Source organism: Arthrobacter koreensis (assembly GCF_009193255.1).
GTDB lineage: Bacteria > Actinomycetota > Actinomycetes > Actinomycetales > Micrococcaceae > Arthrobacter_B > Arthrobacter_B koreensis.
The window spans coordinates 35,159-49,128 of record NZ_WACG01000003.1; the positions used below are offsets into that span (position 1 = coordinate 35,159).

13 protein-coding genes and 2 tRNA genes are annotated in these 13,970 nt (G+C 67.4%); 5 read left to right on the forward strand and 10 right to left on the reverse strand.

Features of this window, described 5'->3' with window-relative positions; translation table 11 throughout:
• Positions 1-5: 5 nt before the first annotated feature.
• The 3 genes from GD628_RS10090 (at position 6) to GD628_RS10100 (ending at position 3,458) form a co-directional block, all read left to right on the forward strand.
• Positions 6-791, forward strand: a complete 786-nt coding sequence (locus tag GD628_RS10090) for a MerR family transcriptional regulator (RefSeq protein WP_152274643.1) — start codon at positions 6-8, stop codon at positions 789-791.
• A gap of 79 nt (positions 792-870) precedes the next feature.
• On the forward strand, positions 871-2,115 hold the full coding sequence (locus GD628_RS10095; protein ID WP_152274706.1) for an amino acid deaminase/aldolase: 1,245 nt from the start codon (positions 871-873) through the stop codon (positions 2,113-2,115).
• On the forward strand, positions 2,112-3,458 hold the full coding sequence (locus tag GD628_RS10100; RefSeq protein WP_226802480.1) for a D-arabinono-1,4-lactone oxidase: 1,347 nt from the start codon (positions 2,112-2,114) through the stop codon (positions 3,456-3,458). Before GD628_RS10095 ends, GD628_RS10100 begins: the two co-directional genes overlap by 4 nt.
• Before the next feature lie 4 nt (positions 3,459-3,462).
• Here the strand turns inward: GD628_RS10100 and GD628_RS10105 are convergent, their stop codons facing one another.
• Positions 3,463-5,091 carry an MDR family MFS transporter gene (locus tag GD628_RS10105; protein WP_091604253.1) on the reverse strand — a complete coding sequence of 543 codons (1,629 nt, stop codon included), beginning with the start codon at positions 5,089-5,091 and terminating at the stop codon, positions 3,463-3,465.
• Between the two features lie 114 nt (positions 5,092-5,205).
• On the opposite strand from GD628_RS10105, the gene GD628_RS10110 reads away from it, so the two are divergent.
• Positions 5,206-5,904, forward strand: coding sequence for a lysoplasmalogenase family protein (locus tag GD628_RS10110; protein ID WP_226802481.1), 699 nt, complete (start codon positions 5,206-5,208; stop codon positions 5,902-5,904).
• Here the strand turns inward: GD628_RS10110 and GD628_RS10115 are convergent.
• A complete protein-coding gene (locus GD628_RS10115; RefSeq protein WP_152274645.1) occupies positions 5,901-6,803 on the reverse strand; it encodes an NUDIX domain-containing protein in 903 nt (300 codons plus the stop codon). The genes GD628_RS10110 and GD628_RS10115 overlap by 4 nt on opposite strands.
• A gap of 140 nt (positions 6,804-6,943) precedes the next feature.
• On the opposite strand from GD628_RS10115, the gene GD628_RS10120 reads away from it, so the two are divergent.
• On the forward strand, positions 6,944-8,038 hold the full coding sequence (locus GD628_RS10120) for a saccharopine dehydrogenase NADP-binding domain-containing protein (RefSeq protein WP_152274646.1): 1,095 nt from the start codon (positions 6,944-6,946) through the stop codon (positions 8,036-8,038).
• Between the two features lie 58 nt (positions 8,039-8,096).
• Here GD628_RS10120 and GD628_RS10125 read toward each other — a convergent pair.
• From GD628_RS10125 to proB, 8 genes are all read right to left on the reverse strand, one after another.
• Positions 8,097-8,172: transfer RNA gene (locus GD628_RS10125), tRNA-Ala, on the reverse strand.
• Positions 8,173-8,242: 70 nt separating this feature from the next.
• Positions 8,243-8,315, reverse strand: a tRNA-Ala gene (locus tag GD628_RS10130).
• Between the two features lie 179 nt (positions 8,316-8,494).
• Positions 8,495-8,881 (reverse strand): ribosome silencing factor, encoded by a 387-nt coding sequence (gene rsfS, locus GD628_RS10135; protein WP_152274647.1) that lies wholly within the window; start codon positions 8,879-8,881, stop codon positions 8,495-8,497.
• A gap of 18 nt (positions 8,882-8,899) precedes the next feature.
• Positions 8,900-10,357: a hypothetical protein gene (locus GD628_RS10140; protein WP_152274648.1), complete on the reverse strand. Its 1,458-nt coding sequence runs from the start codon at positions 10,355-10,357 to the stop codon at positions 8,900-8,902.
• A 25-nt stretch (positions 10,358-10,382) separates the two neighbouring features.
• On the reverse strand, positions 10,383-11,039 hold the full coding sequence (gene nadD / locus GD628_RS10145; protein ID WP_091604238.1) for a nicotinate-nucleotide adenylyltransferase: 657 nt from the start codon (positions 11,037-11,039) through the stop codon (positions 10,383-10,385).
• 30 nt (positions 11,040-11,069) lie between these two features.
• Entirely contained in the window at positions 11,070-11,303 is a 234-nt protein-coding gene (locus tag GD628_RS10150) for a hypothetical protein (protein WP_091604235.1), read from the reverse strand.
• Between the two features lie 106 nt (positions 11,304-11,409).
• Positions 11,410-12,726, reverse strand: a complete 1,317-nt coding sequence (locus tag GD628_RS10155) for a glutamate-5-semialdehyde dehydrogenase (protein WP_152274649.1) — start codon at positions 12,724-12,726, stop codon at positions 11,410-11,412.
• Complete coding sequence (gene proB, locus GD628_RS10160) at positions 12,723-13,964, reverse strand: glutamate 5-kinase (RefSeq protein WP_193313242.1); 1,242 nt, start codon at positions 13,962-13,964, stop codon at positions 12,723-12,725. The genes GD628_RS10155 and proB overlap by 4 nt, the downstream gene beginning before the upstream one ends.
• Positions 13,965-13,970: the final 6 nt, after the last annotated feature.

Genomic DNA, 13,970 nt, shown 5'->3' on the forward strand with positions numbered 1-13,970 from the left:
GCAGTATGAACACGCACAGCGCGGAACCGGCACGTGAGTTCAGCGTGCAGGACGTGGCGCGCCGGGCCGGCATCACCAGCCGGACGCTTCGGCACTATGACGCGATTGGCCTCCTGCCCCCTGCGCGGACCGGCAGCAATGGCTACCGCTACTACGGACGCGATTCCCTGGTACGGCTGCAGCGCATCCTGCTGCTGCGCGAACTGGGGTTGGGCCTGCCGGAGATCGCCGGCTTCCTGGAACGCCGCGAAGACCCCGCGGCGGCGCTGCGGAACCACCTGGCCTGGCTGGAGAAAGAACAGGACCGGCTGCTGCGGCAGGCCGCATCGGTCCGGAAGACCATCACAGCATTGGAGAAAGGACAGCAGATCATGCCCGAAGAAACCTTCGACGGATTCGACCACACCCAGTACAAGGAGGAGGTTGAAAGCAGATGGGGGACCCAAGCGTACGCGCGCTCCGAGAAATGGTGGAAGAACATGGACGACGGGGAGCGCGCCGCCTGGCAGGAACAAACGCAGGAACTGGGGCGGGCCTGGTCAGAGGCCGCTGAACAGGGAGCTGATCCCACCGGCCCCGTGGCGCGCGGACTCGCGGAACGGCACGTCGCGTGGCTGAAGAGCGTCCCGGGAGCTCCCACGGGTGAGGGAGAGCTGGATGGCTACGTCCGCTCCCTCGCGGAAATGTACGTGTCGGATCCGCGGTTCGCGGCGAACTACGGCGGGGACGGCGGCGCAGCCTTCGTCCGGTCTGCGCTCCTGGCCTATCTGGGAGACGAACCTCAGCCTTAAACGCACTTGCCGCCGCTAGGATCCAGGCATGGAAGATACCGGTTCCCCCGATGTCCTGCGTTCCGGACCGAGCGGCACGATGCTGGACCTGGCCGCCGGCGCCATCGCCGGCCCCGACGCCGAACCCTGGCTGAACCCGGATGCCCACTGGGCATCGCTGACCGGCGCGGTGGCCGGGATTCCCGCTCCTGCCGCGGTACTGGAACTGAATGCCCTGCGCTGGAACACCCGTGACCTGGTGCGCCGCGCCGCGGGAGTACCCCTGCGAATCGCCAGCAAGTCCCTCCGGGTGCGCGGGGTGCTTCAGTCGCTGCAGCAGGTGCCGGGCATTTCCGGAATCCTTGCCTTCACGCTCGCGGAAGCCCTGTGGCTCGCCCGGGACTTCGACGACGTGGTGGTGGGCTACCCAACCTCGGACCGGGAAGCGCTGCGCCGCCTCGCGGGGGACGAACTGCTGGCCTCCCGGGTCACGCTGATGGTCGACGGCGAGGAGCAGCTTGACCTGATCGACGCCGTGCTGCCCCCGGCCAGCCGCTGCACGCTGCGGATCTGCCTGGACGCCGACGCTTCCTGGCGCTCACGGCTGCTCGGCTTCATCGGCACACGCCGCTCTCCCCTGCAGACCCCGGCACAGGTTGCCGAGCTTGGCCGCGCGGTCGCTTCCAGGCCCGGGTTCCGGCTGGTGGGCCTGATGATGTATGAAGCGCAGGTGGCCGGCGTAGGGAACGCTGTCCCCGGTGTCGCCGTCCGCAACCGGCTCATGCGCCTGGTCCAGGACCGGTCCATGGCCGAACTCACCGCCCGGCGCGGTCGGATCGTGCAGGCACTGGGCGAGGTGGCCAACCTCGAGTTCGTCAACGGCGGCGGCACCGGCTCGGTTGAAGCCACGGCCGCTGATCCGGCGGTCACTGAAATCACCGCCGGATCCGGTATCTTTGCCGGGCACCTGTTCAATAACTACCGGTCCTTTTCACCCGCCCCGGCAGCCGCCGTCGCCCTGGATGTGGTCCGGCGCCCCGGTCCCGGGTTTGCCACGGTGCTTGGCGGGGGGTGGATCGCCTCCGGCCCTCCCGATTCCAGCCGGGTACCGCAGATTGCGTGGCCCCGGGGCCTGCGCCTGGTGCCGCGGGAGGGTGCCGGCGAGGTCCAGACGCCGCTCGCAGGACCGGCAGCGGGCGGTCTCAGGCCCGGAGACCGCGTCTGGCTGCGGCACGCTAAGTCCGGAGAACTGTCCGAGCGGGTGAATGAGTTCCATCTGGTCAGGGACGGGCAGGTGGCAGCCGTCCTGCCGACGTACCGCGGCGAAGGCAAGGCCTTCCTGTGAAACGGGTCGATCCCAGCCCGGACATCCGGCGCGGGCCGGTGAAGGGACGCAGCTGGCAGAACTGGGCCAGGACCGTCCGGGTGCGGCCGCAGCGGATCCAGGTTCCGGCGTCGGTCGCTTCCCTGCAGCGCGCCGTGGCGGGCGCTGCCGCGGAAGGACTGCGGGTGAAGGCCGTGGGCGCCGGGCATTCATTCACCGGGATCGCGGAAGCGCCGGATGTGCTGCTGGACCTCTCCCGGCTGCAGGGACTGGTGAGCGCTGATCCGGGAACGGGCCGGGTGACACTGCTGGCCGGCACCCGCCTGCATGCGGTTCCGCGGCTGCTGGCTCCCTACGCCCTGGCGATGCCGAACCTGGGCGACATTGACCGGCAGTCGATCGCCGGCGCCGTTTCCACCGGCACCCACGGCACCGGTGCCGGATTCGGCGGACTGTCCACCCAGGTTTGCGGGCTGGTCCTCATCCAGCCCGACGGCGGCCGCCTCAGCCTGCCGGAGGGGGACCCGCTGCTCCCGGCCGCTGCCCTCGGACTCGGAGCGCTGGGGATTATTGCCGAGGTCACGCTGCAGTGCGTGCCGGCATTCCTCCTGCGTGCCGAGGAACGTTCGGAATCCCTCGAGACCGTCGTCTCCGGTCTGGCCGATCGGGTGGAAGAAGGGGACCACTTCGAGTTCTACTGGTTTCCTCACACCGGCCGGGCCGCCACGAAGACCAATACCCGACTGCCCGCCTCTTCTCCCCCGGCCCCGCTGCCGCCGCTGCGCCGCTGGGTTGATGATTCGCTGCTCTCCAACACTGTGTTCCGGGCTACCTGCGCCGCCGGTTCTGCGATACCCGCGATGGTTCCGGCCGTGAACCGGGTGGCGGCCGCAGCGCTCGGCGGCCGCGAATACACGGACCGGTCTTCCCGGGTTTTCACCCAGGACCGGACGGTGCGGTTCCGTGAAATGGAGTACGCCGTTCCCGCACAGAACCTGCCTTCCGCCTTCGCCGGTCTGCGGCAGCTCGTGGCGGACAATCCGCACTGGCGGATCTCTTTCCCGGTGGAAGTCCGCTGGGCGGCCGCGGATGACCGCTGGCTCTCCACGGCGTACGGCCGGGACACCGCCTACATCGCCGTACACCGCTATTACCGCGAAGACCCCGGCGAGTATTTCGCCGCTTTCGAAGCACTGATGCTGGCCCACGGAGGCCGGCCGCACTGGGGCAAGGAACACAGCCTCGGTGCGGCGAGTCTGGCGGAACGCTATCCGCTCTTTGGCCGGTTCGTCCGCCTGCGCGATGACCTGGACCCTGACCGGGTTTTCACGAACGCTTACCTGGACCGGGTGCTGGGTCCCTGACCGTTTAGTGGGCTCCTCCCGGTTCGGCAGGGGCGGCGTTCTTCGGCCGGCGCACCAGGAAGGACACCGCCAGGGCGCCAACTGACACCACGGCGCCCCAGAAGAAGGCAGTATGCACGCCCGCGGCTGCAGCCTCGACGGCGTCGGCACCGTTGCTGAGCGCGTCCGCGGTTCCGGTGGTCATGAGGGTGATGAACACTGCCGTTCCGGCGCCTCCCGCCAGCTGCTGCAGGGTATTCAGGATCGCGCTGCCATGGGAGTAGAGGGAACGGTCCAGTGACCCCAGCGAGGACGTGAACAGCGGGGTGAAGATGAACCCAAGACCGGCGTTCAGCAGGCAGTGCAGGGCGATCACCAGGGCAACCGGAGTGTCCTGGTCCAGCATGGTGAGTCCCCACAGGGCGGAGGTAAGCACCAGCGCTCCGGGGATCACCAGCGGGCGGGGGCCCACGCGGTCATAGAGCCGGCCCACGATCGGCGACAGGACAGCCATAACGACGCCGCCGGGCAGCAGCAGCAGCCCGGTATCCAGAGCGGTCAGGCCGAGGACGTTCTGCAGGTAGAGGGGAAGGACGATCAGGGCACCGAAGAGTGCCATCATGCTGATCAGGACCATGATGATTGCGACGACGAACGGCCGGCTGGAGAACGTCCGCAGGTCCATCAGCGCACGGTCACTGCGCTGCAGGAACAGCTGCCGGGCAACGAAGGCGGCCAGCGAGAGTGCGCCCAGGGCTACGGGGATCCACACCGGGACAGGTGCCTCGCCGGCAGCCGCTTCGCCAATGCTGCTCAGCCCGAAAATCAGGCCACCGAAGGCAACCGTGGACAGCAGGAGGGAGAGCACGTCAAACGGCGTCCGCCTGGTCTCGGTCAGGTTTTGTACCTTCAGCGCTCCAAGTCCCAGCGCCAGGAGGGCGATGGGCAGGACGAGCCAGAACATCCAGCGCCAGTCGAGCACACTGAGGATGAGGCCTGAGACGGTGGGGCCGATTGCCGGAGCCACCGCGATGACAATGGAGATGGTGCCCATGATGGTGCCGCGCCGGTGGACAGGGACGGTGTTCAGCACGGTTGTCATCAGCAGCGGAATCATGATGGCCGTGCCGCTGGCCTGGATGATCCTGCCGCCCAGAAGCATTCCGAACCCCGGGGCGAGGGCTGCCAGCAGCGTCCCTGCGCTGAACAGTGACATGGCAGCCAGGAACAGGGCGCGCATGGTGAAGCGCTGGAGCAAGTATCCCGTAGCCGGAATGACTACGGCCATGGTCAGCATAAAACCGGTGGTGAGCCACTGGGCCGTGGGCGCGGTGATCTGCAGGTCCGCCATCAGCCGGGGCAGTGCCACGCTCATGATGGTCTCATTCAGGATCACCACGAAGGATGAGACCAGCAGCAGCCCAATCACGGTCTTGGTTCGTGCATCCAGGCGGTCCGTGCCGGGGCTGTGGTTGTTTGCCGGACGAAGGGCCGGGCGGGTTTCGGTACTCAAGGGTGAAGATATCCTCTGCGGGGTTCTTGGTGCTGGCTGACACAGCGGAAAAGTCCGGCTCTGCGCGGCGGCAACGCCGGCTGCGTCCGGCCCGTTCCGGGCCGCGCACCTCAGGAGTAACGCGCGTACCAGCGCTTTCATTCCTGCAGCAGGCCAGCTGGGTTGCCACGACTCATCTTACGGGCCCCGTGGCGCGCCGTTCCGAGGCAGCAAGGTTCGTTTAGGATGCTCACAATCCGATCCAAAGGAGTGTCCGTGTCCACTGCCCCTGCCCGTGACCAGGTCCAGGCAGCGCCGCGCAACTGGTGGTGGGCGTTTGCTCCGTTTGCCGCCATGTCCGCGGTGCACGTGGCCGCCCGCGCCGTCGAAGCCGACTGGCTGGCCGCACCCACCAAGCTGACGCTCATGCCGCTGCTGGCCGCTGCAGCACTGTGGGGCCTGCGCGGCCGGTGGCAGAACGGTCCGGCGGCCCTGATCCTCGCTGCCCTGCTCTTTTCCTGGATTGGCGACGGCGCAGCCGCCCTGCTTCCCCGGCTTCCCGAACTGCCGGTGATGCTGGGCGCTTTTGGCCAGGCGCACCTGTGTTACATCAGGCTGCTCTGGAAGTACGCGTCGGTGCGCGGCTTCCCCCGCTGGGCGCTGGTCTTCCCGCTGTGGTGGGCCGCCATGCTGCTGGTACTTTGGCCGTCGCTGGGATCCCTGGCTCCCGCCGTCGCGCTTTACGGTGTGGTGCTTGGCGGAACGGCAGCCACGGCGGCCCGCTGCAGCCCGCTGATCGCCGCCGGCGGTGTGCTCTTCCTGGGCTCGGACACCATTCTTGCCTTCCGCATCTTCATGCCTGAGTCGATGCCGGACATCACCAGCGCGCTCGTGATGCTGACGTACTGCGCCGGACAGGGCATGATCGTCGCGGGTTTCCTGCGCACCTTCTGCCGCCCCGGGATCCGGGCCTAGGGCTCCAGCACGGTACGCAGTACTCCGGCACCCGCCACGTGGGCGCCCAGTGCCCGGCAGGTTTCGGCAAGCGCCCGGTCACTGGTGGCGACACTTACCGTGCGCCCCTCGGCTGCGAGCCGGCGCACAGCCTCCACGACGGCGTCGTCCCCGGAGCCTTCGGCACGGATGATCTCCAGGCCGCTTGTGTCCCTGGCCGTACGTGCCCGGCCCTCAAGCACCACAGTGATCTCCGGGTACCAGAGGTCCTCCGGGAGTCCCAGCAGGTCTGCCGGCATACCAGCCGGCCCGCGTCCTGCCAGGGCTTCAAGGATCCTTTCTGCCGCGGCGGCGCGGTCCTTCCACCAGCCGTCGGGAACGGTGCCCACCAGGTTGGCGGCGTCAACAACCAGCGCCGGCCTGATTCCCAGCAGTGGCCGCAGCCGCTGCCATGCCTCGGCAAAGGCCGGATGCAGCGGCAGCCCGTCCACGTTCTCCGGTGCCACCCATGCCAGTTCCACGCTCTCCTGGTCACTGATCACCGGGTCGAACGGTTGTTCAACATCGGCCATGAGCGTGGCATAGGACCAGATGCCCAGGTCAAGGACACTCATAAACCTGGGGCGCAGTGAAGCGGGCGGAACGCCGGCTTCCTCGGTGGACTCCCGCAGCGCCGCATCGAGTGCCGACTCACCCTGGTGCCTGGCACCGCCGGGCAGCGCCCAGGTACCGCCGTGGTGACTCCATGAAACCCGGTGCTGGAGCAGGATGCCGCGGCCGGGATCGCAGGCGAGCAGCCCTGCTGCACCGAACCTGCCCCAGTACCGTTGTCCGTCGGGGGCTACAACCCAGGCATCGCCGGCGTCGCGTGGTCCGTGCGGGCGGCGGGGCTCTCCGGGAGCCGGGGGTTCAATCGTCATCCCACCCAGCCTGCCACACGGCTCCCCGGGTCCGCTGAACGTTGCTGTTTCGATCCAGCCTGTGCCGCTAGACTGCGCGTACTGTGCGCGTCACTGCCCGGTGTCAGCGCCTGGGCAATCCGAGGAGGCTGGAAACAGGGATGGCACCCAGGATCGTTGTTTTTGGAGCCTCCGGTTACACCGGCCGGCTGGTGGTCGCCTCGCTGCTTGCACGGGGCGTGGACCCTGTACTTGCGGGGCGCAGCGCAGCGTCGCTGCAGGCCCTCGCGGCTCCGAACGGCCTTACGTACCGGACTGCCGACGCCACTGACCCTTCCACTGTCCGGGCCCTGGTGGGAGCCGGAGACGTGCTCGTGTCCACGGTTGGTCCTTTCAGCAGGTACGGCTACGCGGCCGCCGCAGCTGCAGCGGACGCCGGCGCCCACTACGTAGACTCGACCGGCGAAGTCGATTTTGTCCAGCGGCTCCAGGAGCAGTTCTCGGACCGGGCTGCCGCAAACGGCGCCACCATGGTTCCCGCCTTCGGCTACGATTACGTGCCCGGAGTCCTGGCCGGCGCGCTGGCAGCGCAGGCAGCAGGCACACCCGGGGGTTACCTGCGCATCGGTTATTTTGCGCTTGGATCGCTGCGGCGCGGCATCAGTGGAGGGACGCGGGCAACCCTCGCGGAGGCGCTGACCCGCCCAACTGCGGTGTACCGCTCCGGCTCGCTGTTCACCCGCCGGATGGGAAGCGCCAGATACGAGTTCAGGGTGCAGGACCGGAGGAGGCAGGCGTTCCTCGCAATGGGCACGGAGGTATTGTTCCTGCCCGGGACCTACCCCGGCCTCGCCGCCGTGGAAGTCTACAACGGATGGTTTCCCGCGCTCGCCCGTGTGGCTGGACCGCTCACGCGTGCCGCCGGCGCCCTGCAGAGGCTGCCGGGTGGCCGAAAGGCCCTGGCCAGGGCTGCGTCTCTGGGAGGTTTGCCGGGCGGCGGTCCGGACGAACGCGAACGGTCCAGGTCCGGGAGCTACACGGTGGCAAACCTGTCGGACAGCCGCGGGTATACCGCCGTCGAGGTCCGTCTGCAGGGTCCCAACGTCTATACCCTGACCGGGGAGCTGCTCGCCGAAGCAGCCGTGGCACTCCGGGACGGACAGGCCGGTGCGTCCGGAGTGCAGGGGCCGGTGGGCGCGTTCGGCCTCGAAGGGCTGACGGCCCTTAGCGCGCGGGCCGGACTGCGGGTCCTGTGAACGGGCTCCCTGCGTTAACGAAAATCCACCCCGGTCCGAAGACCGGGGTGGATTCATGTGGTGGAGCTGAGGGGACTCGAACCCCTGACCCCCTGCATGCCATGCAGGTGCGCTACCAGCTGCGCCACAGCCCCAATTCAGTTGTATTGTCCACCGAATGGCATTCATTCAGCCCTAGATGCCGGCTGCCCGGCGTTCTATCGGTGGAGCTGAGGGGACTCGAACCCCTGACCCCCTGCATGCCATGCAGGTGCGCTACCAGCTGCGCCACAGCCCCGGATTACCCGTACCAGTACAGGCAGTTTTCGGATGTTTCTTCAGTCCGGTTCTTTCCCTCCGGGCCGAAGCAACTCCTCTACTTTAGTACAGATGGGCCACAGTGCAAAATCAAACTACACCTATGAAATTCAGGCGGTGCGGAGCAGTTCCGGTAGTCCTGCCCCGCACCCGGATAGCTTATTCCTGCCCGGAAGCCGGCTCGGAGTCAGGCAGCAGGAGGTCCACTGAGGGGCAGTCCTTCCAGAGGCGCTCAAGAGCGTAAAAGACGCGGTCTTCCTCATGCTGTACGTGCACCACCACGGTGGCGTAATCAAGCAGTACCCAGCGGCCTTCGCTCCGGCCCTCGCGGCGGACGGGCTTCAGCCCTTCCTTGGCGAGTTCCTCTTCGACGCCGTCCACGATCGCGTTGACCTGGCGTTCGTTGGAGGCCGAAGCGATGAGGAAGATGTCCGTGATGGCCAGCCGTTCGCTCACATCGATGGCTACGATGTCGTCGGCCAGCTTGTCCGAAGCCGCTTTGGCTGCGGTCCGGGCAATACTCATGGATGATTCGGTGGCGCTCACATGTCTCCTAGTTTGGTATCAGCTGCCAAAGCCGCCGACGATCATTAGTACTCCGATGGTGAGGGCAATGAGCCCTACACCCACGATTCCCAGGGATACAAACCGTATCCGCCGGGTGCGGCCGAGGCCTGCGGTCATGACATCCAGCGGGTCCAGGCCGAAGGCGCTGCGGGCACCCACGGGCTTGGCACCCTGGTCAACTTCCAGTGGTGCGTTCACCAGGGCGTCGGCACGGGCCAGAATCTTGGAATGGCGCACTTCCGCACGGGCGGCGGGGGCGGATTCCTCCAGCCTGGCGGGCCGGCGTTCGGTCCCTGGCCTCGCTGCCGGAGCCATCCGTCCTGCGGGCGGCTTGCGCGCAGCAGGGTTCGACGACGTCACTACGGGCACGTGCGAAGTGGCCGGCGGCCGCATCACCGGACGGTCGAGCCCAGGCACCTCCACGAATTCAAGGGGGGTCACCATGGCCAGGTTGTGCGCGGTGGTGGGGTCCGAGGGTGATGAGCGGCGCTGCTCATTTTCCTGGGCCAGGCGCTGCATGTTCTGCGTCCTGCGGTTGAGCACAGCCGCGCGTTCAGCCAACGCCCGCTGCTGTGCCAGCAGTTCGAGGTCCACGGCATGCGGGTCGGACTGCTGGAGCGCTTCCATTGCAGCAACCTGGTTGCGGGCCTGGTGCTTCAGAGCTTCGCGGGCTGCCAGCGCCTGCTCCACCGTCATGTTGGCAATATCGGCGTTCGGTTCCGGCGCGGGCTGCCGCTCCTCCGCCGCCTGTGCTCCTGCCGCCGAGTCTTCGCGGACTGCTGGAGCGCGTTGGGGAGCAGGAGTTAGGGGTTTGACGACGGGCGCCTGGACGGCGGACGCTTCCGCAGCCTTTTCGTTCGGTGCAGGTTCCTCGGCCGTTCCAGGTTCCTCGGCCGTTCCAGGTTCCCCGGCCGGTTCGGATGTGTCCGCAGATGCGGCCTTGCCGGAGGGAGCCTCGCCGGCTGCGGCCCGGCCCGCCGCTGCGTCATGTTCTGCTGCGTCATGGGCGGGTACAGCTGCCGGATCAGCTGCTGCCGCGGCACGCCGGCGTTCCCGGCGGGTTCCCGGCTGGGGCGCGGAGTTCTGGCCGGCAGCTGTTCCGTCCCTGCGGCCCTGCCGGGACACTGGAGCATCGTTCCGCTGTTCTGCCGCGGGCGGCTGCTGCCGGTCCGTCGGTTCGGCCGGTGGGGCATTCTTCCGGGCGGCGGCCTGCTGGGCGGCGGCCTGCTGGGCGGCGGCCTGCTGGGCGAGACGGAGCTGGCGACGGGTTGGCGGGTTGGCATCAGCCGCATCAGGCCGGGGCTGGCTGTCCGTCAGCGCTTTGTAAGCGCGCAGCGCCTCGCGGTCCCTGGCCCGCTGCTGGGACTCCCGTTCCTGCGCTCCGGCAGCAGTCCCGGTGCCGGCCGCGCGGCGGCTGCGTCGGGGTGCGTCTGCGGACTCTGGACCGTTCGTCATTTCCTACCCATCAGGTGTTGATTGCTCAGGCTACTGGCTCAGTGGTGGCGGGCCTCGTCTGCTGCTGAACAGGGGTGTACAGGTTGTGCTTGGCGATGTACTGGACCACGCCGTCCGGCACCAGGTACCAGACGGGCTCCGATGCCGCCACGCGCGCCCGGCAGTCCGTCGAAGAGATGGCCATCGCCGGAACCTCCAGGAGACTGACGTCATCGCGGCCCATGTTCTGCAGTTCATGCCCGGGCCTCGTGACGCCCACGAAGTGGGCCAGGGACCACAGTTCCTGGACGTCCTTCCACGAAAGGATCTGCGCCATCGCATCGGCGCCGGTGATGAAGAACAACTCTGCGTCCGGGCGCGCATGGCGCAGATCCCTCAGCGTATCAATCGTGTAGGTGGGTCCCGGACGGTCGATGTCCACGCGGCTGACCTTGAATCGCGGATTCGACGCGGTGGCGATGACCGTCATCAGGTACCGGTGTTCAGCCGGGGTGACCTCCTGGGCGGACTTGTGCCACGGCTCGCCGGTGGGCACGAAGACGACTTCATCCAGGTCGAAAACCGAGGCCACTTCACTTGCGGCCACGAGGTGGCCGTGGTGGATGGGATCGAACGTCCCGCCCATCACGCCCAGCCGGTAGGGACGCGGGCTTTTCGCCTGCTCCTGATCTGCGCTTTCCATGGTCCCAGCCGGTTCAGCTGCTCCCGAAGCCTATTCAGGGATGCCCTGGCCGTGGTCGTGCTTGTTCGGGAACTGGCGCTGGGGATCAACGTGTTCCGGCACCGCTTCATGGCGGTGGCCAAGGCTGGTGAATGCCATGGTCGCGAACATCAGCACCATGAAAATCGCAAAGATCACTCCGCCGTACACGAACGGCGACGTTTCGGCGTGTTCTTCGGCAACTTCGGCCGCCATCAGCGCAGCACTGGAAAGCTGGATCAGCATGAATCTCCCTAAATCAACCGCCGGGCATCCCGGCGGAGCATCGTTTCTAGATCAATGGTACGCGTACGGGGCGATAACTCCGCAGTCCGCACGCCTGCAGCCCTGCCTAGGCGCGCACCTGGCCATCGCCCTGGATGATCCACTTGGTGGTGGTCAGTTCCTTCAGTCCCATGGGTCCGCGCGCATGCATCTTCTGCGTGGAGATGCCTACCTCGGCACCGAGTCCCAGTTCGCCGCCGTCGGTAAACCGGGTGGAGGCGTTGACAATCACGGCTGCTGAATCGATCTCCGCGATGAAACGCTCGGCGTTCGCGAGGTCATTGGTGATGATCGCCTCGGTATGGCCGGTGGAGAAAGTCCTGATGTGCTCCAGCGCTTCGTCCATCGAGTCCACCATGGCCACGGCGAGGTCCAGGTCCATGTATTCCCGGCCCCAGTCCTCCTCCGTTGCCTCCAGCACCGCAGTGCCCTGCGGCAGGATTCCACGGATGCGCTCGTCGGCGTGCAGGCGGACTCCCGCAGCGGCCAGTGCCGAGAGCACTTCCCGAGCGGCAGCACAGTCAGCGTGTACCAGGAGGGTCTCCACGGTATTGCAGACACTGGGGCGCTGCGTCTTGGCGTTCAGCAGGATGTCCACCGCCATCTCCTCGGGCGCGGTTTCGTCCAGGTAAATGTGGACGTTGCCTTCCCCGGTTTCGATGACAGGTACCGCCGCATTGGTGACCACGTTCTGGATCAGATCCCTGCCACCGCGCGGAATGAGGACATCAACCTTGCCGCGCGCCTTCATCAGGAAGTTCGCTCCCGGCCGCCCGTACTGGTCGATTGTCTGCACGGCGTCGGAGGGCAGCCCCACGGTGTCCAGTGAATCGCGGATCAGGTTCACGAGCACGGTGTTCGTGGCTGCTGCCGCGCTGCCGCCGCGCAGGATGACGGCGTTGCCGCTCTTGAGTGCGAGTCCGGCAATGTCCAGGGTTACGTTGGGGCGGGCCTCGTAGATGGCTCCGACGACGCCCAGGGGAACGTGCACCTGGCGCATCCGCAACCCGTTGGGAAGCGTCTGGCCGCGTGCCACCGAACCAACCGGGTCCGGCAGGCCGGCAAGGTTCCGCAGGGCGGAGGCGAGGGCATCGATACGCTCCGGGGTCAGTGTCAGCCGGTCGAGGAGCGCCTCCGACGTGCCGCTGGAACGCCCGCGCTCCACATCCTTGGCATTGGCGGCCAGGACGGCGTCACGACGCGCGACCACATCCTGCGCAATCTGTTCCAGGGCCAGGTCCTTCCACGCCCGGTTCACGCGGGCCATCCGGCGGGAAGCGGCGCGGGCCCGGTCTGCGATGCTGTGGACTCCGGCTTCGACTTCCTCCGGCGTGGGCACGGATTCAGCGTTGCGGTTCACGGAAGCGGTCTCTTGGACGGTCATGCTCCCAGTGTAGCGGCGGCGCCGTCGTCCTGGAGGGTGCGTGACGCAGGCTGAACCGCCGAAGAACCGTGCGGCTGGAGGATCACGAGGTCATTGACGTGTACCACTGAGCGTTCATAGCCGCGGCCGAATTCCTTCGCCAGTTCGCGCGTGGAGCGTCCGAGCATCCGGGGCAGTTCATCGGATGCGTAGTTGGTGAGGCCGTGGGCCAGGACCCGCCCGGATGTATCGGCCAGGGCCACCGGATCCCCGGGTTCGAAATGGCCTTCAACGGCCACGATTCCGGCCGGGAGCAGGGAACGGCGGCGCTCCCCCACGGCCCGCGCCGCGCCGTCGTCCAGGACGAGCGTTCCCTGGATGCGGGCCAGATGGGCCAGCCAGAGCAGGCGGATGGGCTGGCGGACGCCCCGCGTGGTGAACCAGGTACCCACGTCTTCGCCGGCCAGGGCCGCCGCTGCGTTTTCAGTGGAGGTAACCAGGGCGGGAATGCCGGACTGGGCGGCGATGGTCGCGGCCTCCACTTTGGTGGCCATGCCCCCGGTACCCACGCCCGCTTTGCCGACCTTGCCGATCCGGACATCTTCCAGGTCCTTCATTCCGGTAACCTCCGGAATACGGCGGGCTCCGGCCGACGGCGGACCGTCGTAGAGGGAGTCGACGTCGGAAAGCAGGATCAGGGCGTCTGCCTTGACCAAGTGCGCCACCAGCGCGGCCAGGCGGTCATTGTCGCCAAAGCGGATCTCGTGACTGGCCACAGTGTCATTTTCGTTGACGATGGGCACGACGCCGAAGTTCAGCAGGCGTTCCAGCGCCCGGTGCGCATTGGCGTGGTGCGTGCGCCGCATGAGGTCTTCGATGGTCAGCAGGACCTGGCTGACCGTGACTCCGTGGCGACCGAACGCTTCCGTGTAGCGGGCCATCAGCAGGCCCTGCCCAACACTGGCAGCAGCCTGCTGTGTGGACAGCTGTGAGGGCCGCTTGGACAGCCCCAGCGGGGCCAGTCCGGCGGAGATGGCACCGGAGGACACGAGGATGACTTCGGTTCCTTGCCGGCGCCGCGCTGCCAGCACGTCCGCCAGCGAGGTCAGGGCCTCATCCGAGATACCGCCCGCAACCGACGTCAGGGAGGAGGACCCCACCTTGACGACGACGCGGCGGGCACGTGCCAGTCCGGCACGGGACATCAACGGGCGCTTGGGTGCGGCGGTGGACTTGGCTTCAGCGTTTTCTTTCCTCATGACCGA

Coding starts and splice junctions, on each gene's coding strand:
- GD628_RS10115 (WP_152274645.1), bottom strand. CDS start 6,803: ATGACGATTGAACCCCCGGCTCCCGGAGAGCCCCGCCGCCCGCACGGA.
- GD628_RS10095 (WP_152274706.1), top strand. CDS start 871: ATGCTGGACCTGGCCGCCGGCGCCATCGCCGGCCCCGACGCCGAACCC.
- proB (WP_193313242.1), bottom strand. CDS start 13,964: ATGAGGAAAGAAAACGCTGAAGCCAAGTCCACCGCCGCACCCAAGCGC.
- nadD (WP_091604238.1), bottom strand. CDS start 11,039: ATGGAAAGCGCAGATCAGGAGCAGGCGAAAAGCCCGCGTCCCTACCGG.
- GD628_RS10090 (WP_152274643.1), top strand. CDS start 6: ATGAACACGCACAGCGCGGAACCGGCACGTGAGTTCAGCGTGCAGGAC.
- GD628_RS10155 (WP_152274649.1), bottom strand. CDS start 12,726: ATGACCGTCCAAGAGACCGCTTCCGTGAACCGCAACGCTGAATCCGTG.
- GD628_RS10150 (WP_091604235.1), bottom strand. CDS start 11,303: ATGCTGATCCAGCTTTCCAGTGCTGCGCTGATGGCGGCCGAAGTTGCC.
- GD628_RS10105 (WP_091604253.1), bottom strand. CDS start 5,091: ATGAAAGCGCTGGTACGCGCGTTACTCCTGAGGTGCGCGGCCCGGAAC.
- GD628_RS10140 (WP_152274648.1), bottom strand. CDS start 10,357: ATGACGAACGGTCCAGAGTCCGCAGACGCACCCCGACGCAGCCGCCGC.
- GD628_RS10120 (WP_152274646.1), top strand. CDS start 6,944: ATGGCACCCAGGATCGTTGTTTTTGGAGCCTCCGGTTACACCGGCCGG.